General features: G+C 64.0%; 20 protein-coding genes. 14 read left to right on the top strand and 6 right to left on the bottom strand.

Features of this window, described 5'->3' with window-relative positions; all coding sequences use genetic code 11:
- Position 1: 1 nt before the first annotated feature.
- Positions 2 to 1,381 (bottom strand): aminotransferase-like domain-containing protein, encoded by a 1,380-nt coding sequence (locus HSDC_RS01495; RefSeq protein ID WP_064698151.1) that lies wholly within the window; start codon positions 1,379 to 1,381, stop codon positions 2 to 4.
- Positions 1,382 to 1,511: 130 nt separating this feature from the next.
- Between HSDC_RS01495 and HSDC_RS01490 the strand changes: the two genes are divergently transcribed.
- A complete protein-coding gene (locus HSDC_RS01490) occupies positions 1,512 to 2,669 on the top strand; it encodes an MFS transporter (RefSeq protein WP_064698150.1) in 1,158 nt (385 codons plus the stop codon).
- Between the two features lie 87 nt (positions 2,670 to 2,756).
- Here the strand turns inward: HSDC_RS01490 and lolA are convergent, their stop codons facing one another.
- Positions 2,757 to 3,386, bottom strand: a complete 630-nt coding sequence (gene lolA, locus HSDC_RS01485) for an outer membrane lipoprotein periplasmic chaperone LolA (protein WP_064698149.1) — start codon at positions 3,384 to 3,386, stop codon at positions 2,757 to 2,759.
- 111 nt (positions 3,387 to 3,497) lie between these two features.
- Positions 3,498 to 6,701, bottom strand: coding sequence for a DNA translocase FtsK (locus HSDC_RS01480; RefSeq protein ID WP_064698619.1), 3,204 nt, complete (start codon positions 6,699 to 6,701; stop codon positions 3,498 to 3,500).
- Between the two features lie 151 nt (positions 6,702 to 6,852).
- Here HSDC_RS01480 and aat point away from each other — a divergent pair, with 151 nt between their 5' ends.
- From aat to infA, 3 genes are all read left to right on the top strand, one after another.
- Complete coding sequence (aat, locus tag HSDC_RS01475) at positions 6,853 to 7,632, top strand: leucyl/phenylalanyl-tRNA--protein transferase (protein ID WP_064698148.1); 780 nt, start codon at positions 6,853 to 6,855, stop codon at positions 7,630 to 7,632.
- Positions 7,622 to 8,359 (top strand): arginyltransferase, encoded by a 738-nt coding sequence (locus HSDC_RS01470; protein WP_064698147.1) that lies wholly within the window; start codon positions 7,622 to 7,624, stop codon positions 8,357 to 8,359. Before aat ends, HSDC_RS01470 begins: the two co-directional genes overlap by 11 nt.
- A gap of 129 nt (positions 8,360 to 8,488) precedes the next feature.
- Positions 8,489 to 8,707 (top strand): translation initiation factor IF-1, encoded by a 219-nt coding sequence (gene infA / locus HSDC_RS01465; protein ID WP_013332816.1) that lies wholly within the window; start codon positions 8,489 to 8,491, stop codon positions 8,705 to 8,707.
- Positions 8,708 to 8,824: 117 nt separating this feature from the next.
- Here infA and clpA read toward each other — a convergent pair whose 3' ends face one another.
- The 3 genes from clpA to HSDC_RS01450 form a co-directional block, all read right to left on the bottom strand.
- Complete coding sequence (gene clpA / locus HSDC_RS01460) at positions 8,825 to 11,104, bottom strand: ATP-dependent Clp protease ATP-binding subunit ClpA (RefSeq protein ID WP_064698146.1); 2,280 nt, start codon at positions 11,102 to 11,104, stop codon at positions 8,825 to 8,827.
- Positions 11,105 to 11,242: 138 nt separating this feature from the next.
- Positions 11,243 to 11,608, bottom strand: a complete 366-nt coding sequence (gene clpS / locus HSDC_RS01455) for an ATP-dependent Clp protease adapter ClpS (protein WP_064698145.1) — start codon at positions 11,606 to 11,608, stop codon at positions 11,243 to 11,245.
- A gap of 206 nt (positions 11,609 to 11,814) precedes the next feature.
- Positions 11,815 to 14,049 (bottom strand): NADP-dependent isocitrate dehydrogenase, encoded by a 2,235-nt coding sequence (locus tag HSDC_RS01450; RefSeq protein ID WP_064698618.1) that lies wholly within the window; start codon positions 14,047 to 14,049, stop codon positions 11,815 to 11,817.
- 279 nt (positions 14,050 to 14,328) lie between these two features.
- Between HSDC_RS01450 and HSDC_RS01445 the strand changes: the two genes are divergently transcribed.
- The 10 genes from HSDC_RS01445 (at position 14,329) to HSDC_RS01400 (ending at position 23,815) form a co-directional block, all read left to right on the top strand.
- Positions 14,329 to 14,934: a pseudouridine synthase gene (locus tag HSDC_RS01445; protein ID WP_064698144.1), complete on the top strand. Its 606-nt coding sequence runs from the start codon at positions 14,329 to 14,331 to the stop codon at positions 14,932 to 14,934.
- On the top strand, positions 14,931 to 15,380 hold the full coding sequence (locus HSDC_RS01440) for an NUDIX domain-containing protein (protein WP_064698143.1): 450 nt from the start codon (positions 14,931 to 14,933) through the stop codon (positions 15,378 to 15,380). Before HSDC_RS01445 ends, HSDC_RS01440 begins: the two co-directional genes overlap by 4 nt.
- A gap of 184 nt (positions 15,381 to 15,564) precedes the next feature.
- A complete protein-coding gene (mnmA, locus tag HSDC_RS01435; protein WP_064698142.1) occupies positions 15,565 to 16,677 on the top strand; it encodes a tRNA 2-thiouridine(34) synthase MnmA in 1,113 nt (370 codons plus the stop codon).
- The gene (gene hflD, locus HSDC_RS01430) at positions 16,674 to 17,312 is read left to right on the top strand and encodes a high frequency lysogenization protein HflD (RefSeq protein ID WP_064698141.1); all 639 of its coding nucleotides are present in this window, start codon (positions 16,674 to 16,676) and stop codon (positions 17,310 to 17,312) included. Before mnmA ends, hflD begins: the two co-directional genes overlap by 4 nt.
- Positions 17,313 to 17,340: 28 nt before the next feature.
- A complete protein-coding gene (purB, locus tag HSDC_RS01425; RefSeq protein ID WP_064698140.1) occupies positions 17,341 to 18,720 on the top strand; it encodes an adenylosuccinate lyase in 1,380 nt (459 codons plus the stop codon).
- A gap of 196 nt (positions 18,721 to 18,916) precedes the next feature.
- Positions 18,917 to 20,092 (top strand): cupin domain-containing protein, encoded by a 1,176-nt coding sequence (locus HSDC_RS01420; protein ID WP_064698139.1) that lies wholly within the window; start codon positions 18,917 to 18,919, stop codon positions 20,090 to 20,092.
- 5 nt (positions 20,093 to 20,097) lie between these two features.
- Complete coding sequence (locus HSDC_RS01415; RefSeq protein ID WP_064698138.1) at positions 20,098 to 20,532, top strand: GNAT family N-acetyltransferase; 435 nt, start codon at positions 20,098 to 20,100, stop codon at positions 20,530 to 20,532.
- A gap of 330 nt (positions 20,533 to 20,862) precedes the next feature.
- The gene (locus HSDC_RS01410) at positions 20,863 to 22,461 is read left to right on the top strand and encodes an isocitrate lyase (protein ID WP_064698137.1); all 1,599 of its coding nucleotides are present in this window, start codon (positions 20,863 to 20,865) and stop codon (positions 22,459 to 22,461) included.
- Between the two features lie 431 nt (positions 22,462 to 22,892).
- Positions 22,893 to 23,114: a hypothetical protein gene (locus HSDC_RS01405; protein ID WP_064698136.1), complete on the top strand. Its 222-nt coding sequence runs from the start codon at positions 22,893 to 22,895 to the stop codon at positions 23,112 to 23,114.
- 233 nt (positions 23,115 to 23,347) lie between these two features.
- The gene (locus HSDC_RS01400) at positions 23,348 to 23,815 is read left to right on the top strand and encodes an outer membrane lipoprotein (protein WP_064698135.1); all 468 of its coding nucleotides are present in this window, start codon (positions 23,348 to 23,350) and stop codon (positions 23,813 to 23,815) included.
- Positions 23,816 to 23,853: the final 38 nt, after the last annotated feature.

Genomic DNA, 23,853 nt, shown 5'->3' with positions numbered 1-23,853 from the left:
GTCAAACCGGCTCGGTCAAGAATTCCACTGCACGGGGATCATTGGTATAGGCCACATTGATCCGCAGCCAGGGCGAATCGGCGGCATCGGGCAAGAAGACCTGGCCCGGCGACAGGCGTATGTCTTTCCCGTGCGCCCGTGCCACCAGTTCGCCGGACGACTCGACCATCGGGTGCCGCAACCACAGGAACATGCCACCCTGGGGCATGGCATACATGTCCCAGCCGCCCTCCTTCACCAGCGCCATGGCGGTGGCCATCTGCCCTGAAAGCCTGATCCTCAACCGCTCCATCAGCTTGCGATAGGCACCATTGCGCAACAAGGCCGCCACGACCTGCTCGGCGAACGGCGAGGTCGCGATGTTGCTCAGCATCTTCACGTCGACCAGGGGCTTGATCAACGCCGGTGGGGCGGCGATGAAACCGACGCGCAGCGAACAGGAAAGGCTCTTGGAAAAACTGCCCACATAGATCACCCGACGCATGCCATCCAGCGAGGCCAGCCGAGGCGAGGGCGATGACTGAAAATCGGCGTAGATGTCGTCCTCGACGATTCGCATGTCGTACCACTCGGCCAGTTGCAGGACGCGATGGGCCACGGTCGGACTCAGCGTGGTGCCGGTCGGGTTGTGGAAGACACTGTTGCAGAAGAACAGCTTCGGCGAATATTGCTTGAGCAAGGCCTCGAGATGCTCGGGGTCCGGCCCTTCCGCGGTGCGTCGCACCCCGACGACCCTGACGCGGTGCAAATGCAGCAAGCCGAACAGATTGTAATACCCCGGAGACTCGACCAGGACGGTATCGCCGGGCCGCAGCAGCCAGCGCACGATGATGTCGAGTGCCTGGCTAGCGCCGCCGGTCATGAGCAACTGGTTGGTGTCGGCCTCGATGGCCAGCCGCCTCAAGCGCTCCTGCAGCAGAATGCGCAGTTCCGGCGAGCCCAGCGGCGTACTGTAGTCGAAGAGCCCTTTCGACGAGTGCCGCGTCACCTGCCGCACGGCATGGGCGAACACGTCCTCCTCCCGCCAGTCGCTGGGCAGCCAGCCGCACCCCAGCCTCAGGGAATCGCCCTCTTCCTGGAACTGGTTCCACATCTCGCCCGACACATCCGCCATGCCACTGCGAGCGCCCTGCTCGTCGGCGACGACACGCTCGGCCACATAGAAGCCCGAGCCCGGCCGGGAACGAATCCACCCCAAGGCAACCAGCCGTTCGTAGGCCTCGATGACGATGTTGCGACTGACGCCCAATTCACCGGCAAGACGCCGGATCGAAGGCAAGCGCACTCCCCCGGCGCCGTGCCGCTCGACCCAGTCCCGAACGCCCTCGGTCACCTGCTGAACCAGCGGCTTGTCCGCGTCCGGGTCGATCTCCAACCGCATAGCCTTTCCTCCGTCCACCGTTCCGGCAAAATCCCGAACAGTTCCCACAAAATCGTCCGTGAGTGTATCTTATCCGCGGCGGGCATCAGTGAGAGCTTGGCAGTCATCAACTCTGCCACTGGAATCTCTCATGCGCGCTCTCGATGCCTTGCGACTCGCTTTTGCCCTTTTCACGATCACCACCGCCGTCAATCTCCAGGCGCCCTATTATACGGCCCTGGCCGCCCATGACGGGCTCGGTGTCACCGCCACTTCACTCGCCTTTGCCGCCTACGTGGCCGGTATCCTGCCCGTATTGATCCTGCTCGGCGGCCTTCCGGATCGCGTGGGCCGACGGGCCTTGATCGTGACCGCGCTCAGCCTGTGCGGCGCCGCCACCGCCTTGACCCTGATCGCACCGGGCGTCGTCAGCCTCGGCCTGGCTCGCCTGTTGATGGGGATCGCCGCCGCCCTGACCTCGATATCGGCACCCGCCTACATGCTGTCGCTGTTCGGCGCCACGGACAGCCGGCGCCCGACGAACTGGGTCACGGCCAGCACTTCCCTGGGCTTCGGCTGGGGCGCGGCCATGACCAGCGCCTTCCTGCTGCACGAGCCAAGCCTGACGCCTCCCAGCCTGTGGCTGTCTCTGGCCATGTCGGGCCTCGCCCTGCTCCTTTTGCTGGGCCTCGATGACCAGACAAGCGAGGCTTCCCGCAGCGTCCCGATGCTGCGCCTCCCCGCCTATCCACAGGGCAGCCTGCCGTTCGGCCTGTCGATTCTGCTGGCCTGGGCGACCGTGGGTCTGGTCATCGCCATTCTTCCCGATACCCTCGCCCGGCATGGCCTGTCCGACTGGTCCGGATTCGTGACCCTGGGTATTTGCAGCGGGGGTGTACTGTTCCAGCCACTGGCGAGACGCCTGACATCCGTGACCTCCGTTCGGCTAGGCCTGCTCATCCTGCCATCTGCCTACGCACTGATTGCCTGGGGAGCACTCGCAGGCAGCCTCGGCAGCGTTCTGGTCGGCGCCCTGGCCGCCAGCAGTGCCTGCTATGGTTTCATCTATCTGGGCGGGTTGAGCGGCGTTCTCGATGCCACCGAGAACCAGCAACCTCGTGCCAGCGCCGGGTTCTTCCTGATGGCCTATATCGGCTTCAGTCTGCCGGTCGTGGCGACCGGCGCCCTGGTGGACCGGCTCGGACATGCGTCGGCCTTGGCGTTGTTCGGCATGCTCCTGCTCGCCTCGGCACTGGCCGTTCACCGCCGCCTGGGACGTCAGCGCCTTCACGCTCCTCGTCCCGCCTGAAGCCGCGTCGAGAACGACATCGCCCCCACCGGATGACCGGCGGGGGCGATGATGCCATGAGACGAACGGGGCCAGGAGGCCCTTCCCTCAGGGCGATTCGCGAATCACATCCGTTCCCGATGGCAACTCGAGCGTGAAGCGGGAATCGTCCACCTCCACGTTCTGTTGTGCATCATCGAACTCGATGGCAGTGCGCTGCCCCGTGCTGTCGGTCATCTGCAAGCGACCGAGGATCTCGCCATAGAAGGTCAGCTTCAAGGACTCGAACAGGGTGTCGGCTTCGCGTGGCGTCAGCGTGAAGGTCTCCGCCGTGCCCTGCTGCGAACGGGTCACTTCGTAGCTCTCGGTCAACTCATCGGTACTGCCGGATAGCAGCAGCGCCGGCGTATGGGTCACGCGCTCGTCGAGCGCCTGTACCGTGGCCTGTTGCAGGTCAGGGTCGTAAAGCGTGACCTCCTCGCCATTCGACACCACGACCTGCTCGTAGGGTGCATCCACTTCCCAACGGAAGTGCCCCGGGCGTGCCAGCCACATCCGGCCACTGGCCTCCTGGAGGCGCTGCCCGCCACTGTCGAGAATCTCCTGGTCGAAATCGGCCACATAGGTCTTGACCGGCTCGAGCATGTGCGTCAGCCGCTCGGCTCCGTCATCGGCCATCGCCGAGAGTGGTGTCAGGGCCAGCAAGGCACCGGCGGCGAGGCTCTTCTTCACTGTCATGTCGTCATCTCCCTGAACGGGTCCGTGGTGGCGTCCTGTCTCGTTCGGACCCCAACGATCCGGGCGAGTTGCGTCCCCGCCCGAACTTGCATGGTGGTTGCACGATGGTCGTCAGTCGCCGACAGGCGGTGGTGCCAGCACCTCGCGGGCCCCATTGGTGCCCATGGTCGAGACCACGCCAGCCGACTCCATGGCCTCGACCAGCCGTGCGGCCCGGTTGTAGCCGATCTTGAAACGCCGCTGTACCGCCGAGATCGAGGCGCGCCGGCTCTCGGTGACGAACTGTACCGCCTCATCGTAGAGAGCGTCCTGCTCGGCATCGTCGCCATCGCCGCTGCCCTCGGCCTCGAGGCCGGCCAGGGCATCGGCGGACACGCCTCCGGACAGGATCTCGTCGATGTACTCCGGCTCGCCCCGCCGCTTCCAGTCTTCGACCACACGGTGCACCTCGTCATCATCGACAAAGGCACCATGCACTCGGGTCGGCATGCCGGCCCCGGCGGGCAGGTAGAGCATGTCGCCGTGCCCCAGCAGGTTCTCGGCACCGCCCTGGTCGAGGATGGTGCGCGAATCGACCCGTGAGGAGACCTGGAAGGCCATGCGGGTGGGGATGTTGGCCTTGATAAGGCCGGTTACCACATCCACCGACGGCCGCTGGGTCGCCAGGATCAGGTGAATGCCGGCAGCCCTGGCCTTCTGGGCCAGGCGGGCGATCAACTCCTCGACCTTCTTGCCGACGATCATGAACATGTCGGCGAATTCGTCGATCACCACCACGATGTAGGGCAACTTCTCGAGCACCGGCGGCGCCTGATGCATCTCCCAGGGCTGCGGCTCCCACAGCGGATCGGCGACCTGGGCCCCGGCACGCTCGGCCTCATCGAGTTTCTCGTTGAAGCCGGCGATGTTGCGCACCCCCATGGCGGCCATCAGCTTGTAGCGGCGCTCCATCTCGGCCACGCACCAGCGCAGTGCATTGGCCGCCTCTTTCATGTCGGTGACCACCGGCGCCAGCAGGTGCGGGATGCCGTCATAGACCGACAGCTCCAGCATCTTGGGATCGACCATGATCATGCGGACCTCGTCCGGCCGGGCCTTGAGCAGCATGGAGATCAACATGGCATTGACCCCCACCGACTTGCCCGACCCGGTGGTCCCGGCCACCAGCAGGTGCGGCATCTTGCCGAGATTGGCGACCACGGCAGCACCGCCGATGTCCTGTCCGAGCGCCACGGTCAGCGCCGAGGCTTCGTGCTGATAGCGGTCGGAATCGATCACTTCACGCAGGCGGATCATGGCGCGATGGGGGTTGGGAATCTCGATGCCCACGGTGGGCCGCCCCGGAATCACCTCCACCACGCGTACGCTCTTGACCATCAGCGAGCGTGCCAGGTCCTTGGCCAGGTTGCTGATCTTGGAGACCTTGACCCCTGCCGCCGGCTTGATTTCGAACCGTGTGATCACCGGTCCCGGCCAGGTATCGACCACCTCGGCCTTGACCCCATACTCGCGTAGCCGGGTCTCGAGCAGTTCGGCCATCTCGGCCAGCTGCTCGTCGGTGTAGTTGGGCTGATGCGGCTCCGGTGGCGTCAGCACGCGCAAGCTCGGCAGCTCGCCATCCGGCTCGGAAAACTCCTCGAAGGAGGGTCGCTGGCTCTGCAGGTGCTCCACGGTCCAGAGGGCCGGCCCCTGCTCGTCGGCGGCCTCGCGCGCCTGGTCGGCCGTAGCGACTTGTGGCGTCTCATCGCCGCTGTCGCCGGATGACGCGGGCGGCGTGGCGCCCTCCTCCGGCATCGACACCGACGGAGCCTCGGCGGCCTCGGTCATCCGGGGCTCGCTGTTTCCGGAGGCGCGGATATCACCGCCCCCAGAGTCACGAACATCGCTGCCTCCGCCCTCTCGGACATCACTGTCAGGCGCACCGGTCGACACGGACCCGGACGGCTCCTGCGGTGCTTCATCCAGCGCGCTCGATGCCGTGTCATCGACGCCGGACTCGCTTTCGGACGACGGCGCGGGCGCCGATGCAGTAGACGTGCCATGGAAGGATGGCGGAATCTCGTCATCATCCGGCAGGATCGGCTCGGGAACGGTTTCCGGCACCCGGTGTGGCGTCCGAGGCTCGCGCAGCGACGGAGATTCGCTCGACGTCGAGACGTCCGAGGCCTTGGTATCCGTCGGGGTGCTTTCCCTGGCCGAGGACGGCGGCGCGACGAAGGCCGAGGCTCGGGGAGCCGAAGGTTCGCTCGATTCACGCTCGGCCGTGGGGCGCGATGGCTCGGCACTTGCCGGCGTCAGGGAGATCGTCGGCTCCTTGGGCTCCCAGGAAGCCTGAGCGGTATAGGCCGCCTCGGGGCGCTTGGCCGAAGGCGTGCGGTCGGGCACCTCCCAGGGAATCTCGGTTCTACCATCATTGCCGAAGCCGGGATCGCGACGCCCCGCCCCTTCCAGAACCGGCGACTCGCCGCTGTCGAACCCAGGCACGAGACGCCGCCACCAAGCGCCACGCAGCGGCTCGCTCTCGTCTTCCGCTTTCTTTTCCGCGCCCTTCTCTTCCGCGTCCTTCTCTGTCGCATCATCCTCGGATAACGCCGATCGCTGGCGACTGCCGTGCCGCGGCTCCGATGCAGCTTTTTCGGTATCGCTCGCCTCGCGCTGCAGGGCAAAACGGCTCGATGCCCAGCGCCACAGCGCCATGGCACGCAGCCCCAGCTCATCCATGATGGTCAGCCAGGACAGGCCCGTGAACAGGGGCACCCCGCATAGCATGGCGGCCAACGCGAGCAACGAGGTCCCGCCGCTGCCCAGCATGGGCAGCAGAGCGCCGACCAGGCCTTCGCCGAGGATACCCCCTGCTGCATAGGGCAAGGGACTGTCGGGGCGATAGAAGTGCAAGGCGCCCAGTGTGGTGGTTCCCAGCAGCAACAGCACCAGCCCGCCACACCGCACCGCCAGCAGGGTGGCATCCCATTCGAAATCCACCTGTCGCGAACGTATCAACCACCAGGCGGCAAACCCGAGCATGGCGGGCCACCACAGGGCGCTGGCCCCGAACAGCGAGTACAGCACATCGGCCAGCCAGGCGCCGAAGGCCCCCATCCAGTTGGCGACTTCCGTCTCCGGGCCACTTCGCGACCACCCGGGGTCGCCGGCATCGAAACTGAACAAGGCCAGCAGCAGAAACACGCAGGCCGCCAGCAGCAGGATCACCACACCCTCGCGGGCCGATCCCTGCAGCCGCAGGCCGAAGCGTCTGGCCGTTTCCTTGGCATTCGCCGCACGACCGTGCGGCGCGGACTTCTTCTTGGCAGTCAAGCGGCCATCCCCTTGCGCCACATGGCGTCTTCCAGATTCTACAAAGGCCAATCATACCGAGCCTGGGCGCACCGTCACAGGGGCCTCGACGACTTGAGTGCCGCCCTGCTGCCCGTCACACTATCCTCCCCGACACAAGGAAAGATTCCGCATGCTCTCCTGGCTGCCCGAGCACCCCATCCGTTTTCCGCCTGTCGATACGGCCCTGGACGACCCCGGCGGTCTGCTGGCCGCGGGTGGCGACCTGAGTCCGGCCTGGCTGCTCACCGCCTATCGACGCGGCATCTTCCCCTGGTACAGCGAGGGGCAACCCGTTCTATGGTGGAGCCCGGACCCCCGCATGGTACTCTTGCCCGGCGAGATCCGGGTACGTCGCAGCTTGGCCAAGCGTCTGCGCAACGGCGGGTTCCACGTCACCGCCGATACCGCCTTCGATGCCGTCGTCAGCGCCTGTGCCGCACCGCGCCGCGATCAGCCAGGCACCTGGATCACCGATGAAATGCGCACGGCCTACGGCCGACTTCACGATCTCGGGGCGGCGCATTCGGTGGAAGTCTGGCGCGATGGCGCTCTCGTCGGCGGACTCTATGGCATTGCGCTGGGGCCCGTCTTCTTTGGCGAGTCGATGTTCTCGCGCGCGACCGATGCCTCCAAGATCGCCCTGGTGGCGCTGGCACGGGCCATGGCCCGCGATGGCGGACGCCTCATCGACTGCCAGATGCACACCGCCCATCTGGCCAGTCTCGGCGCCCGGGACATCGCCCGGGCCGAATTCATCGGCTATCTTGAACAGTGGCTGGGTGACATGCCGGATGGCGAGCACCTGCTGGCGTCGAATGCCATCGCCCCGCCGACCTGGTCGTTCACACGGCTCGGCGAGGCTATCATGACGGAGCCACGGACGAGAGGAGACGGCAGCCTTGAGCAGTAATACTCCCCGGCAGCCGATACGCGACCTGCGGTTCTTCCTGACCGTGCCGCATTCCTGCAGCTATCTGGAGGGGCGCGAGGCGACCACCTTGTTTCTCGATCCTCAGCAGTCTCCGGGGGTGGGCGTCTATGATGCCCTGACACTGATGGGGTTCCGGCGTAGCGGCCATCACCTCTACCGCCCCCATTGCGAGGGATGCAACGCCTGTGTCTCGGTCCGCATTCCGGTAAACGACTTCTCGCCGAGTCGCACCCAGCGCAAGCTCATGCATCGCAACGCCGATCTGAGCGAACACGTGCGTCCCGCCGCCTTCGATGCCGAGCACTATTCGCTCTATGCCCACTACATTCGCACCCGGCACAGCGACGGCGACATGTATCCGCCTAGCTACGAGCAATACCGCACCTTCCTGACCCTGGACCAGGACTACGCCAAGCTGCTCGAGTTGCGGCTGGGCGATCGATTGCTCGCGGTCTCCGCCTTCGACCAGCTCGAGCACGGGCTGTCGGCGATCTATACCTTCTTCGATCCGGCCAGCCAGTTCGAACGCCGCTCGCTCGGTACCTACGCGGTCCTCAGCCTGGTCGAGCGCGCCCGACACCTGGGTCTACCCCACGTCTACCTGGGATACTGGATCCAGGAATGCCGCAAGATGTCCTACAAGCAGAACTTTCGCCCCCTGGAACGACTCGATGGTCGTCAATGGCGACGCCTGATCCTCGATTGAGCCGTCCTACCTTTTGCCTTGACGGCCGGCATGCGGCACAATATCGCGCTATCCTTATCGGCACAGACGGCTTTCCGTCGTATATCGTGCCGCTTTGTTGTTCGTCATCACCAGCGAGGAATCGCCTATATGGCACGCGAAGACCATATCGAAATGGAAGGCGTCGTCGTCGATACCCTTCCCAACACCATGTTCCGGGTCGAACTCGAGAACGGCCACGTCGTGACCGCTCATATCTCGGGCAAGATGCGCAAGAACTATATCCGCATCCTGACCGGCGACAAGGTCAAGGTCGAGCTGACTCCCTATGACCTTTCCAAGGGGCGTATCGTCTACCGTTCCCGCTAAGGAAGCACAGGTTACTGCCCTCGCGGCTTCCCGCCGGCCCTCGATGTCGTCCCGGAAACGAACGACGCCCCGTCCGAAGACAGGGCGTGGGTTCACGGGAGCGCTTGACGCGCCGCCTCAGGGCGCGTCGGCCAGCTCCGATTCCGAGGCCAGGTGCAACTCGCCGTCCTCGACGCTGACATGCACCACGCCGCCATGCTCGGCCAGTTCCCCGAACAGGATCAACTCGGCCAATGGCTTCTTGAGCTTCTCCTGGATCAGGCGAGCCATCGGACGCGCCCCCATGTCCGGATCGTAGCCGCGTTCGGCCAGCCAATCCCGAGCCGCCTCGTCCACTTCGAGCTGCACGCGCTTCTCGTCCAGCTGGGCCTGCAACTCGACCAGGAACTTGTCCACCACATTGCGCACCACCTCGGTGGGCAGGGAGTGGAACTGAATGATGCCATCCAGGCGGTTGCGGAACTCCGGCGAGAAGGTCTTGCGGATCTCCTCCATGGCATCGGTCGAGTGATCCTGGGTCTGGAAGCCGATGGAGCGGCGCGTGGCCAGCTCGACCCCGGCATTCGATGTCATGATCAGGATTACATGGCGGAAGTCCGCCTCACGGCCGTTGTTGTCGGTCAGCTTGCCATGATCCATGACCTGCAGGAGCAGGTTGAAGACCTCGGGATGCGCCTTCTCGATCTCGTCGAGCAGCAGCACGCAATGCGGCTGCTTGGTGATCGCCTCGGTCAACAGCCCACCCTGGTCGTAGCCGACGTATCCCGGCGGCGCCCCGATCAACCGCGACACCGTATGGCGCTCCATGTACTCCGACATGTCGAAACGCACGAGATCGATACCCATGATATGCGACAGCTGTCGGGCCACCTCGGTCTTGCCGACCCCGGTCGGACCGGCGAACAGGAAACTGCCCACCGGCTTGTCCGGCGACTTGAGTCCGGCACGTGACAGCTTGATCGCCGCGGACAGGCTATCGATCGCCTCGTCCTGACCGAACACCAGCATCTTGAGATCGCGGTCGAGATTCTCGAGCAGCTTGCGATCCGAGCTGGACACGCTCTTCGGCGGGATACGGGCGATGGAAGCCACCACGGCCTCGACCTGATCCACGTCGATGCAGTCGACCCTCACTTCCGGCGGCAGCAGGCGCTGATGTGCACCCGCCTCGTCGATGACGTCGATGGCCTTGTCCGGCAGGAAGCGATCGTTGATGTAGCGATCCGCCAGCCTCGCGGCTGTCTCGAGCGCCTCATCGGTGTACTTGAGCTGGTGGTGTTCCTCGAAGCGCGACCGCAGCCCCTTGAGGATGCGGACGGTGTCGTCCACCGAAGGCGCCATCACATCGACCTTCTGGAAACGGCGCGCCAGCGCCCGATCCTTCTCGAAGATGCCCCGGAACTCCTGGAAGGTGGTGGAACCGATGCAACGCAGCTCTCCCGAGGAAAGCAGCGGCTTGAGCAGGTTGGAGGCATCCATCACGCCACCAGAGGCCGCACCGGCGCCGATCACCGTATGAATCTCGTCGATGAACAGGATCGAGTTGGGTTGCTTGCGCAATTCGGCCAGCAGCCCCTTGAGGCGCTTCTCGAAATCGCCCCGGTACTTGGTGCCGGCGAGCAAGGCGCCCATGTCGAGGGCATACACAACGGCATCGCCGATCACGTCGGGCACGTCCTCCTCGACGATACGCTTGGCCAGCCCCTCGGCAATGGCCGTCTTGCCGACACCAGCCTCGCCCACCAGCAGGGGATTGTTCTTGCGACGACGCGCCAGGATCTGCACGACTCGCTCGAGCTCATGGTCGCGACCGATCAAGGGATCGATCTTGCCGATGCGCGCCTGCTCGTTGAGGTTGGTGGCGTAGCCGGTCAGCGGATTGCTGCTCGTCTCGCCGCCAGCCTCCTCGGCCTCTTCGGCATCGGGCGACGGCGACGATGAGGCATTCTCGTCGTGACCGGAGATCTTGGAAATGCCATGGGCGATGTAGTTAACGGCATCCACCCGGGCCACATTCTGCTGCTTGAGGAAATAGACCGCCTGGCTCTCCTGCTCGGAGAAGATCGCCACCAGCACATTGGCACCGGTGACCTCGCTCTTGCCGGAGGACTGCACATGGAAGACGGCACGCTGCAGCACGCGCTGGAAGCCCAGCGTCGGCTGCGTCTCGCGATCCCCCTGGTCCTCGGGGATCAGCGGCGTGGTGGAATTGATGAAATCCTGCAGGTCGGACCGCAGCTTGTCGATATTGGCCCCACAGGCCTTGAGAACATCCGCCGCGGAGGCGTTGTCCAGCAGAGCCAGCAGCAGGTGCTCCACGGTCATGAACTCGTGACGCTTGGATCGCGCTACGGTAAAGGCCGTGTTGAGGGTCAGTTCAAGTTCTTTGCTCAGCATGGCAGTCCCCTTCTCGCCGCTTAGGGCTTGCGTCGGATCTTTCTCGGTCCGGCATCATCAACATCGGGCACAAACGGCAGCGTTGCAAGTCATCTCACCAACGCTACGTCGCCATACGCCCTTGGACCATGCCGATGCTCAATCGTCCGCCGCCTCGATGTCGCACAGCAACGGATGCTGGCACTCTCGTGCATATTGATTGACTTGGTGGCTTTTGGTTTCCGCGATATCCCGGGTAAAGATGCCACAGGTGGCCTTGCCCTGGGTATGTACCGCCAGCATGACCTGAACCGCGGTCTCGCTGTCCATGTGGAAGAAGGTTTGCAGCACCTCGACAACAAACTCCATTGGGGTGAAGTCGTCATTATGCAAGACCACCTTGTACATCGGCGGATGCGCCAGCTCCGGCTCGGACGACTGTACCGCCACATCACCGTCGCCTTCTTCATCAGGCGCCGGCGGCCGTGTCATCCCGGCACGATATGGCGCTAGACGATCCGCCATCCTTCCCTCCTCTCTTTTGAACATAAGCACCACTTTGCTTCTCGACAAGCCGTCATTGACGCCCTTCGACGAGTATTGGACGTCGTCGGCGCACGCGGGTTCATCATCGTTGTCTGCTATCGCGCCAAGCGTCCCTCAACGCAACGGCCCCGCCCTTGAACCAGACGGGGCCGGGACGCCTCGGCGCCATGGAACCGGGGAAGCGCTCAGCGCTTGGCCACCAGCTCCAGAGCGGCATTGAGGGTCTGGCTGGGGCGCATGACGGCATCCGCCAGCTCGCTGTCGGCATGATAGTAGCCGCCGATATCCACCGGCTGCCCCTGCACACCGTTGAGCTCTTCGACGATGACCGCTTCCTTGGCGCTCAGTTCCCCGGCGAGCTTGCCGAACAGTGCCTTGAGCTCGGCGTCCTCGTCCTGGGCGGCAAGCGCTTCGGCCCAGTACATGGCCAGGTAGAAGTGACTACCACGGTTATCCAGCTCGCCGACCTTGCGCGACGGCGACTTGTTGCTGTCGAGGAACTTGCCGTTGGCCTCGTCCAGTGCCTTGGCCATCACCCTGGCACGGGCATTGTCGAAGGTCTTGCCCAGGTGCTCCAGGGAGGCCGCCAGCGCCAGGAACTCGCCCAGGGAATCCCAACGCAGGTGGTTCTCCTCGAGGAGCTGCTGGACATGCTTGGGCGCGCTGCCGCCAGCCCCTGTCTCGAACAGGCCGCCGCCGTTCATCAGCGGCACGATGGAGAGCATCTTGGCGCTGGTGCCCAGTTCCATGATCGGGAACAGGTCGGTCAGGTAGTCCCGCAGCACGTTGCCGGTCACCGAGATGGTGTCCTCGCCCTTGCGAATGCGCTCGAGCGAGAACTGCATCGCCTCCATCGGCGCCATGATGCGAATATCCAGACCACTGGTGTCGTGATCCTGGAGATAGGTCTCGACCTTCTCGATCAACTGGGCGTCGTGGGCGCGCTGGGCATCCAGCCAGAACACCGCCGGCGTGCCGCTCTCGCGGGCGCGCGTCACGGCCAGCTTGACCCAGTCCCTGATCGGCGCGTCCTTGGTCTGGCACATGCGCCAGATATCGTCCTGCTCGACCTGGTGCTCGAACAGCACCTCGCCGGCCGCATCGGTGACGCGCACGGTGCCGTCGGCAGGAATCTGGAAAGTCTTGTCGTGGGAGCCGTACTCTTCGGCCTTCTGGGCCATCAGACCGACGTTGGATACGCTGCCCATGGTGGTCGGATCGAAGGCGCCATGCTGCTTGCAGTCATCGATGACGGCCTGGTAGATGCCCGCATAGCTACGGTCGGGGATCACCGCCTTGGCATCATGCAGGGCATCGTCGGCACCCCACATCTTGCCGGAATCCCGGATCATCGCCGGCATGGAGGCATCGATGATCACGTCGCTCGGCACATGCAGGTTGGTGATGCCCTTGTAGGAATCGACCATGGCCAGACGCGGCCGCTCGGCGTAGAGCGCCTCGATATCGGCCTCGATATCGGCCTGCTTGTCGGCCGGCAGCTTGGCGATGGTGGCATAGAGATCGCCGATGCCGTTGTTGGGATCGAAGCCGACCTCATCCAGCGCCTCGGCGTGCTTCTCCAGCACGTCGCGGTAGAACTCGCTGACCACCATGCCGAACATGATCGGGTCGGAGACCTTCATCATGGTCGCCTTGAGATGCAGGGAAAACAGCACATCCTGTTCTCGGGCATCGGCAATCTGCTCGGCGACGAAGGCGCTCAACGCCTTGCGGCTCATGACCGCACCGTCGATGACCTCACCGGCCAGCACGGGGGTCTTCTCCTTGAGCACGGTGGTGCTGCCGTCCTGACCGATCAGCTCGATCTTGACCGCGCCCTCGGCGGCAATGCAGGCAGACTTCTCGCTGCCGTAGAAGTCGCCCTCGCTCATGTGGGCAACGTGAGAGCGCGAGTCGGCCTGCCACTCGCCCATGCGGTGCGGATACTTGCGAGCATAGTTCTTGACCGAACGCGGCGCGCGACGGTCGCTGTTGCCCTCGCGCAGCACCGGGTTGACCGCACTGCCCTTGACGCGATCGTAGCGCGCCTTGACGTCGCGCTCGTCGTCGTTGCTCGGCTCGTCAGGGTAGTCGGGCAGCGGATACCCCTGGCCCTGCAGCTCCTTGATGGCCGCCTTGAGCTGCGGCACGGAAGCGCTGATATTGGGCAACTTGATGATGTTGGCTTCCGGCGTCTTGGCCAGCTCGCCCAGTTCGGCCAGATGATCGCTCAGTTTTTGCGATTCGGAGAGGCGGTCGGGAAACTGCGAGAGGATACGCCCGGCCAGGGAGATATCGCGGGTCTCGACGGTGATGCCAGCCGAATCGGTGTAAGCGTCGATGATCGGCAGCAGGGAATGAGTCGCCAGGGCCGGCGCTTCGTCGGTGAGCGTATAGATAATCTTCGGCGTTTTTGACATGTTGGCGTAGATCTCTCTGATCACTGCGGTGCATGAAACGGGATCGGTAGCGCTCGCTCACGATGTCTGGAAGACAGAGGGACCACGGTGAGAACAGCCCGGCACAACAGTCACGACGCGGCATCGGCCATCCCTCGGGGCTGGTCACGCCAGATCCAGAAAAGCGACGAGGGCGCTCCGGCGAGCGAGGCGCAGTATATCAGCCCGCCGTCGCCAACGCATGAACCCGATCGGAGACGATCCCTGCCATCCCGACGTTGCGACCGGTAAGATACCCTCATGAGCCGCCTATATCTCTTCCACAAGCCCTACCACGTCCTCTCGCAGTTCACCGACCGCGGAGATGCCGCGGGCCGGCGTCGCGCCACCCTGGCCGACTATCTCGACGTGCCGGGCATCTATCCGGCCGGCCGGCTCGATCACGACTCCGAAGGCCTGCTACTGTTATCCGACGACGGCGACCTGATCCACCGCATCAGTCACCCGAAACACAAGCAGCCCAAGACCTACTGGGTCCAGGTCGAAGGCCAGCCGGATGACGCCGCCCTTGCGGCGCTGCGCGGGGGTATCGAGCTCAAGGACGGCCCGACCCGACCCGCCCGGGTGCGCCGACTGGACCATGTCGCCCTGCCCGCACGTCAACCGCCGGTGGACCCGCGTCGCCACCCCGTCACCCAATGGCTGGAGCTCATCATCACCGAAGGACGCAATCGTCAGGTCCGCCGCATGACGGCCCATGTCGGCCACCCCACACTACGGCTGGTGCGGACCGCCATCGGTCCCTGGTCTCTCGACGACCTGGCGCCGGGACAATGGCGCTGCGAGACGCTCAATGCTCCACGTCGCGCCCCACGGCGCCGCACATCCACGAGGAGGCAAAAATGAACCGCTGGCAACCCTTCGTCAGCGTGGCCACCGTGGTGGAACGCGCCGGCTGCTATCTGATGGTCGAAGAGGATCGGGGCGGCCCGCATCCCCTTTTCAACCAGCCCGCCGGGCATCTTGAACCCGGCGAACGCATCCGTGACGCCGCCCTGCGCGAGTTGCGCGAGGAAACCGCCTGGCAGGTGGGCATCACCGACTACCTGGGGCTGTACGTCTATCAGGCGCCCGATGGCAAGACCTTCCACAGCCACGCTTTCCATGGCATGGCGCTTGCCCACCTCGGCAACGAGCTCGACCCGGCCATCCGGGCGGTACACTGGCTCTCGCTGGAGGAACTCGAAACCCTGGAGCGCGAAGGGCGCATGCGAAGCCCCTTGGTCATGAGGCGCATCCGCGACGCCATCGCCGAACGCTTCTACCCCATGGACACGATTCACGAGCGCTAGCCGCGCTTCGCGCGGAGCTGGAAGCTGGAAGGACAGCATGAGCCCCACCATCATCGGGTCAAGGTCTTTCTTCCAGCTTCAAGCTTATGACCTCAAGCTCCGGGCGGAGCCCGGCTCTTCGAGCTTCCCTCTCTTGTCAGGTATAATCTTTCCCCATTTGCGACCCACTCAATCCGAGAGCACCATGACAGCCACCAAGGGCAAGGTCATCGTCGGCATGTCCGGCGGCGTCGATTCCTCCGTTTCCGCCCAGCTACTGCTCGAGCAGGGCTTTGATGTCGAGGGCCTGTTCATGAAGAACTGGGACGAGGACGACGGCACCGAATACTGCACCGCCAAGGAAGACCTGGCGGATGCCGAGGCCGTGTGCGCCAAACTCGGCATCCACCTGCACACCGCCAACTTCGCCGCCGAGTACTGGGACAACGTCTTCGAGCACTTCCTCGCCGAGTACAAGGCCGGACGTACGCCGAATCCGGACATCCTTTGCAACCGCGAGATCAAGTTCAAGGTATTCCTCGAGTACGCCGAACTGCTCGGCGCCGACTGGATCGCCACCGGCCACTACGTGCGCCGTGCCGAGCACAACGGCCGAGCGCGGCTGCTCAAGGGGCTAGATGCCAACAAGGACCAGAGCTACTTCCTGCACGCCGTGCCCGAATCGGCCATCGCCCGCAGCCTCTTCCCGGTAGGTGAGCTGGAGAAGAGCGAAGTCCGTGACATCGCCGAGCGCCATGGCCTGGCAACGGCGCGCAAGAAGGACTCCACCGGCATCTGCTTCATCGGCGAGCGACGCTTCCGCGACTTCCTCAGCCAGTATCTCCCCGCCCAGCCGGGCACCATCGAGACCCCGGAGGGAGACGTCATCGGCGAGCACATGGGCCTGATGTACTATACCTTGGGCCAACGCCAGGGCCTGGGCATCGGCGGCCTCGCCAACTACCCCGATGCGCCCTGGTACGTGGCCGGCAAGGATCTGGAGCGCAACGTGCTCACCGTGGTGCAGGGCAAGCATCATCCCCTGCTCTACACCGACAGCCTGGCCACCGAGGCCATGGACTGGGTGGCCGGCGCGCCTCCGGCGCGAGAAGGCCGCTATCGCGCCAAGACCCGTTATCGCCAGGCCGACGTGCCCTGCACCATGCGGGTCACCGAAGACGGCGGGGTCGAGGTGCATTTCGATGAGCCCCAGCGAGCCGTGACCCCGGGGCAATCGCTCGTGCTCTATGACGGTGACACCTGCCTCGGCGGCGGTGTGATCCGTGCCATCTGGAATGCCACCGAGGCTGCCGCATGACCGCATCCACGCCGATCCACCCGGCCCCTGAAACCTCAGCGGGCCGCCAGGCACTGGCACTGGCCGGCGTCTTCCAGGCCGCCAGCCTGGTCGACGAGCTGGCCCGCACCGGGCAAGTCGACCAGCGCGCCTGGGACACCCTGATCCACGCCACCCTGGACACCAATCCCAAGGATTTCGAGTCCATCTACGGCGGCCACCCCAACAACCTTCGCCAGGGGCTCGACACGCTCGAAGGCGTACTCGGACGCCGCCAGGCCAATCCGGTGGTGATGCGCTACGGTTTCTCGCTGCTGATGTTGATGAGCAAGCTGCGCGGCAACAACGCCATGATGGATGATCTCGGGCAGCGCTTGACGCGCGCCCAGGCCCAGGCCGAGCATTTCGGCGAAACCCACGAGAATATCATCGCCAGCCTCGGCGAGGCCTACCAGCAAACCCTCTCCACCCTCAAGACGCGCATCGTCGTCCAGGGCGATCCTTCCCTGCTGCAGAGCCGCATGATGCCGGAACGCGTGCGGGCCTGCCTGCTGGCGGGCGTTCGCTTTGCCCTGCTCTGGCACCAGCAAGGCGGACGTCGCTGGAAGCTGATCTTCCAGCGCAGCGCCCTGAAGAAAGCTCTCGACACCCTGTAACCGACCACGTCCACTCGGAACACGAATCATGCAGCCTACGTCTCTTCCCTTGTCCGCCCTCACCGCCCTGTCTCCCGTCGATGGCCGTTACGGCAGCAAGGCCGACATCCTGCGCGAGCATTTCAGCGAGTTCGGCCTGATCCGCGCCCGTGTCACCGTCGAAGTCCGCTGGCTGCAGCGCCTCGCTGCCCATCCCGACATCACCGAGGTGCCGGCCCTCTCAAGCGAAGCCAGCGCGGTACTGGATGCCCTGGTACGCGACTTCTCGGTGGCCGATGCCGAACGCATCAAGGAAATCGAGCGCACCACCAACCACGACGTCAAGGCCGTCGAATACTTCATCAAGGAACGCATCGCCGACACGCCCGAGCTGCATGCCATCACTGAGTTCGTGCACTTCGCCTGCACCAGCGAGGACATCAACAACCTCTCCTACGGCGTGATGCTGACCGATGGCCTGGCCACCCTGCTGCCGGTGATGCACCGGGTCGCCGACGAGATCGCCCGCCTGGCCGACGAGCACGCCGAACAGCCGATGCTCTCGCGCACCCACGGGCAGACGGCCAGTCCCACGACCCTGGGCAAGGAAATGGCCAATGTCGCCTATCGCCTGCGTCGTCAGCTCAAGCAGATCGAGTCGGTGGAAATCCTCGGCAAGATCAATGGCGCGGTGGGCAACTACAACGCCCACCTGACCACCTACCCGGAAATCGACTGGGAAGCCAACGCCCGTACCTTCGTCGAGGCACTCGGCCTGACCTTCAATCCCTACACCACCCAGATCGAGCCCCACGATTACATCGCCGAGCTGTTCGACGCGGTGTGTCGCTTCAACACCGTGCTGATCGACTTCGACCGAGATGTCTGGGGTTACATCTCGCTGGGCTACTTCAAGCAGAGCACCGTGGCCGGCGAGATCGGCTCCTCGACCATGCCGCACAAGGTCAACCCCATCGACTTCGAGAACTCCGAAGGCAACCTGGGGCTCGCCAACGCCATTCTCGGCCACCTGGCAGAGAAGCTGCCGATCTCCCGCTGGCAGCGCGACCTGACCGACTCCACCGTGCTGCGCAATCTGGGCATCGGGCTGGCCTATGGATTGATCGCCTACCAGGCCTCGCTCAAGGGTATCGGCAAGCTGGAGGCCAATGCCGCACGCCTGGCCGAAGACCTCGACGCCAGCTGGGAAGTCCTGGCCGAGCCGATCCAGACGGTGATGCGCCGCTACGGCATCGAAAAGCCTTACGAAAAACTCAAGGAACTGACCCGCGGCAAGCGCATCGACCAGGCCGGCTTTGCCGCCTTCATCGACACGCTGGAACTCCCCGCCGCGGTGAAGGAAGATCTCAAGGCCTTGACGCCGGCGACCTACATCGGCAACGCCAGCGAGCAGGCGCGCAAGCTTTAAGCTGGAAGCTGGAAAACAGCGTGATCCCCTCCATCATTGGGTCAAGGTTTTTCTTCCAGCTTCAAGCTTATGACTTCAAGCTCCGGGTGGAGCCCGGCGCTTCGAGCTTCAAGCCCAAACCCGCAAGGCGGGCGCTCTTCCAGCTCCACGCGATGGCCCGGTTGCTTATCCACCCCAAACGAGCCCCAGAATCCTTATGTCAACCGATACGCCCCTCACGATACTGGGCGGCCTGTCCGCCACCGACTTTCTGCGCGACTACTGGCAACAGCAACCACTGTTGATCCGTGGCGCCTTTCCCGATATCGAAAGCCCACTCTCGCCCGACGAACTGGCAGGGCTGGCCTGCGAGGACAACGTCGAGGCGCGCCTGGTCGAGGAACATGGGCCCGAAGGTCCCTGGCAAGTCAGCCACGGCCCCTTTGACGAGGCCACCTTCGCCCGGCTTCCCGAACGTGACTGGACACTGCTGGTCCAGGCGGTGGATCACTACATCCCTGAGGTGGCCGAACTGCTCGAGTGCTTCGACTTCCTGCCCCGCTGGCGGCTCGATGACATCATGATCAGCTATGCCCCACCGGGCGGCAGCGTCGGCCCCCATGTGGATCAGTACGATGTCTTCCTGCTGCAGGCCAGTGGTCAACGCCACTGGCAGCTCGGCGGCCGCGTGCCGGAAGATGCCCCGATCATCGCCGGCATCGACCTGCGCATCCTCGAACGTTTTGAGGTTCAACCCGGCCAGGACTGGGTGCTGGAGCCCGGCGACATGCTCTACCTCCCGCCGGGCTGGGCACATCACGGTGTCAGCCAATCCGATGACTGCCTGACGTTCTCGGTCGGCTTCCGTGCGCCGTCGGCGGACGAAGCGATCACGTCCTTCGCCGACTATCTCGGCGAACAGCTCCCCGCCTCGCATCGCTACGCCGATGCCGGCATGGAGCCCCCCGAGGATCCCGCCCAACTCGACGATGCCTCGCTGGCCCGCATGCGTGCCCTGATTCTCGAGACGCTGGACGACCCCGCCCAGATGGCACAATGGTTCGGTCGTGTCATGACCCAGCCCAAGTATGTCGATCAGCTGGTGCCCAACGAGACGCCCACCGAGGAAGACGAGCTTGTCGCCGCGCTACAAGCCGGCGAGTGCCTGGAACGCAGCCTCGGTTCGCGCTTCGCCTGGCGTGCCCTGGACGACGAGCGTGCCACTCTGTTCGTCGATGGCGATGGCATCGACTGCCCCGCGGCCCTGGCCCGTGAACTGGCCGGCACCGCGATGCTCGATGCCCGTCTACTGGACTACCCCGAGGCGCCGCGCGTCCTGACGCATCTGCTCGATGCCGGCAGCCTCGACTGGGCGCAACCCGATGAGGAATGAATGCCATGACACAGGCAGTGCAAATTCGCGAGGGTGACTGGGAAGAATTCGGCGAGGCCGCCGGTGACATCAGGCGTCGTGTCTTCATCGACGAACAGGCCGTGCCACCGGAGGAGGAATGGGACGGCCGCGATGCTGAGTGCCGGCATTTCCTGGCGCTCGACGATACCGGCAAGGCATTGGGCACTGCGCGACTGCTGCCCGACGGACACATCGGCCGGGTAGCCGTACTGCAGGACGCCAGAGGGCTCGGCGTCGGCCTTGCCCTGATGAAAGCCGCCATCGCCTCGGCACAACGTCGCGGCGATACCAGCGTGGCCCTGGCCGCTCAGATTCAGGCACTGCCCTTCTACGAACGACTCGGTTTCCAGGCCCATGGTGACACCTTTCTGGACGCCGGAATTCCGCATCGCAACATGACGCTTTTCCTCGACGACTGATTCCCCTTCTCTACCTCCTTCGCGGAAAGATGACTACAGAATCCCGGCCTCTCAAAGGGGTTCTGTAGTCGAGCTACAACGCTCTCTCCCCCCAAATACCAATGGTGAAAGCCCGCTATACGGGACCATAGTGACCCTCAAGGCAAGTGACCCAACACCTCCGTAGCGATCCTTCTTGTCGTCAGGAGGCGTAGCAAGATCACTTGTCATATGTCGACCTGGACGTGGAAATCCACCCGTCAATCACCACGAAAAGCGACAGAATTTCGCAGTTGCAGCACAAGCGTGACTCAGCAGCAGTTCCTTGAACTCGAAACCAGAGGATCACTCATGGCAGCTTTCAACGACGAGCGTCAGGCACTGGCCCAACAGCGTGAAGCCCAGTGCGGCAAGTGGGACAATATCAACCCGGATCACGCCGCGCGTCTCCGGCTGCAGAACCGCTTCCGGACCGGTCTGGACATTGCACGCTACACCGCCGCCATCATGCGCGAGGACATGGCCGCCTACGACACCGACACCTCGAAGTACACCCAGTCGCTGGGCTGCTGGCATGGTTTCATCGGCCAGCAGAAGCTGATCTCCATCAAGAAGCACTTCGGTGAAACCAAGGGGCGCTACCTCTACCTTTCCGGCTGGATGGTCGCCGCCATGCGCTCCGAGTTCGGACCGCTTCCCGACCAGTCGATGCACGAAAAGACCAGCGTGCCGGCATTGATCGAGGAGCTCTACACCTTCCTGCGCCAGGCCGATAGCCGTGAACTCAATCATCTCTTCCGGGAACTGGATAACGCACGGCAGGCCGGCGACGAACTGAAAAGCAAGGAGCTGCTCGACAGGATCGACAACTTCCAGACCCACGTGGTGCCGATCATTGCCGATATCGATGCTGGCTTCGGCAACGCCGAGGCCACCTACCTGCTGGCCAAGAAGATGATCGAGGCCGGTGCCTGCTGCCTGCAGATCGAGAACCAGGTCTCCGACGAGAAGCAATGCGGCCACCAGGACGGCAAGGTCACCGTGCCGCACGAAGACTTCATCGCCAAGCTCAACGCCGTGCGCTACGCCTTCCTGGAACTCGGTGTGGAAGATGGCGTGATCGTCGCCCGCACCGATTCCCTGGGTGCCGGACTGACCCAGAAGATCGCCGTCAGCCGCGAACCCGGTGACCTCGGCGATCAGTACAACCGTTACCTCGATGGTGACGAGATCACCTCCGCGGACGATATCGCCAACGGCGATGTGGTGATCAAGCAGGACGGCAAGCTGGTCAAGGTCAAGCGCCTGGCTTCCGGTCTCTATCAGTTCAAGCCGGGCACCGGCGAGGATCGCGTGGTGCTGGACTGCATCACCAGCCTGCAGAACGGCGCCGACCTGCTGTGGATCGAGACCGAAAAACCCCATGTCGGCCAGATCAAGGGCATGGTGGACCGCATCCGCGAGGTCTGCCCGGATGCCAAGCTGGTCTACAACAACTCGCCCTCCTTCAACTGGACCCTGAACTTCCGCCAGCAGGTGTTCGACGCCTGGGAGGCCGAAGGCAAGGACGTCAGCGACTACGATCGCGCCGACCTGATGAACGAGAAGTACGATGCCACGCCACTGGCTCAGCTCGCCGACGAGTGGACGCAGAACTTCCAGCGCGACGCTGCCCGCGAGGCGGGTATCTTCCACCACCTCATCACCCTGCCGACCTATCACACCGCCGCCCTGTCCACCGATAACCTGGCGCGCGGCTACTTCGGCGAAGAAGGCATGCTGGCCTATGTGTCAGGCGTGCAGCGTCGTGAGATCCGCGAGGGCATCGCCACCGTCAAGCACCAGGACATGGCCGGTTCCAACATCGGCGACGACCACAAGGAGTTCTTCCACGGCGAAGCCGCGCTCAAGGCCGGCGGCAAGGCCAACACCATGAACCAGTTCGGCTGACCACCCCCATCGACAACACCTTCGGGGAGGCTTTCGCCTCCCCTTTTTCGTGTCGGCTCACGCGACTCCGTGAAACTCACCAACAGCGACGCTCGGCTTTGGGGCCCCATGTAGTCGAGTTACAACCGAGAGTGCCCCCAAGGAGGCATTGTCGGTTTTGCTGTCCTGCACCATAGTCAAGGCACAGTGCAGGCCAGCGTTTCGTTACCCCGATCCGCGACTCTGCCCTGAGCTACGAACCACGGCGCTTTCATTGATGATCCAGGCGCCAGAGGCGATGGTCTTCCACGCTTGTGACCATTTCGCAACTGCAGCATCGGGCGCTTACCCGGCCCGACATGAGTAGCAAGACACGACCATGTCATCACGGATGGCGAACTCGCTCGAGACGCCACCCAGTCAGTGGATGACCCTATCAAGAGGTGTTACACATGAACTGCATCGAACTGAGCCAACAAGCCGACCTCATGGCCAGCACGTTCAGCAAGCAGGACCTCGCCAAACTGGTGCTGGCCCTGAAGGGGAATCGAGAGTCTCTGCAACACGCCGTCAAGGTCATCGATACCATCGACAATCGAGTGGGCTACTCGCTCGACGATGCCTGGGATGAGGTCCTCTCCGGCGATGCCCAACCGCTGCACGAGGAAGAGTGAAGGCGCCTTCCCATTCATCGCAAGACGTCAAGACGCCCATCCCGGCCCGACGGCGGGGTGGGCGTCTTGACGAAGATGCCGACCACCGAAACGCACGACTTCGCCGGCCGCTGGTCAAATTCATACCTCCGAGATAGACTCGGAGACGAATCCATTCATCGTTTGCCGTTTCCCGACAGCAGGTTATCGGCCAACGCCGCCGTCACGCACGCCATTTGGCAAGGAGGTCACACATGAAGCGTCTTCTTCCCGTACTTGTCCTGAGCACCCTCACGCTCGCCGGTTGCGCCAACACATCGCCCTACTCGGGCAATGTCTACTCCGGCAACCAGGCGAAATCCGCCCAGGAGGTTACCCTGGGTACCATCACGGCCATCCGCCCAGTGCAGATCCAGGCCGACAGCCGCGCCGGCGGCCTGCTCGGCAGTGGTGGTGGCGCCATCATCGGCGGCCTGCTCGGCAACCAGATCGGCGGCGGTTCCGGACGCCAGCTCGCCACGGCAGCCGGCGCCATCGGCGGTGCCGTGGCCGGCACCAAGATCGAGGAGTCTTCCAACCGGATCAATGCAATGGAGCTCGAGATTCGCAAGAACAACGGCGAGCAGGTCGTCGTCGTGCAGAAAGCGGATCAGAACTTCCAGGTCGGTCAACAAGTACGCCTGATCGGCACTGGCCGCAACGTCAGCGTGGCGCCCTACTGAACCAACCTCGCGGCATACGAAAAAGGGCCCGCCACAAT

The organism is Halomonas caseinilytica (assembly GCF_001662285.1).
Classification (GTDB): Bacteria; Pseudomonadota; Gammaproteobacteria; order Pseudomonadales; family Halomonadaceae; genus Halomonas; species Halomonas caseinilytica.
Note: the sequence above shows the minus strand (reverse complement) of the source record. Positions and strands in the feature narration are given on the sequence as shown.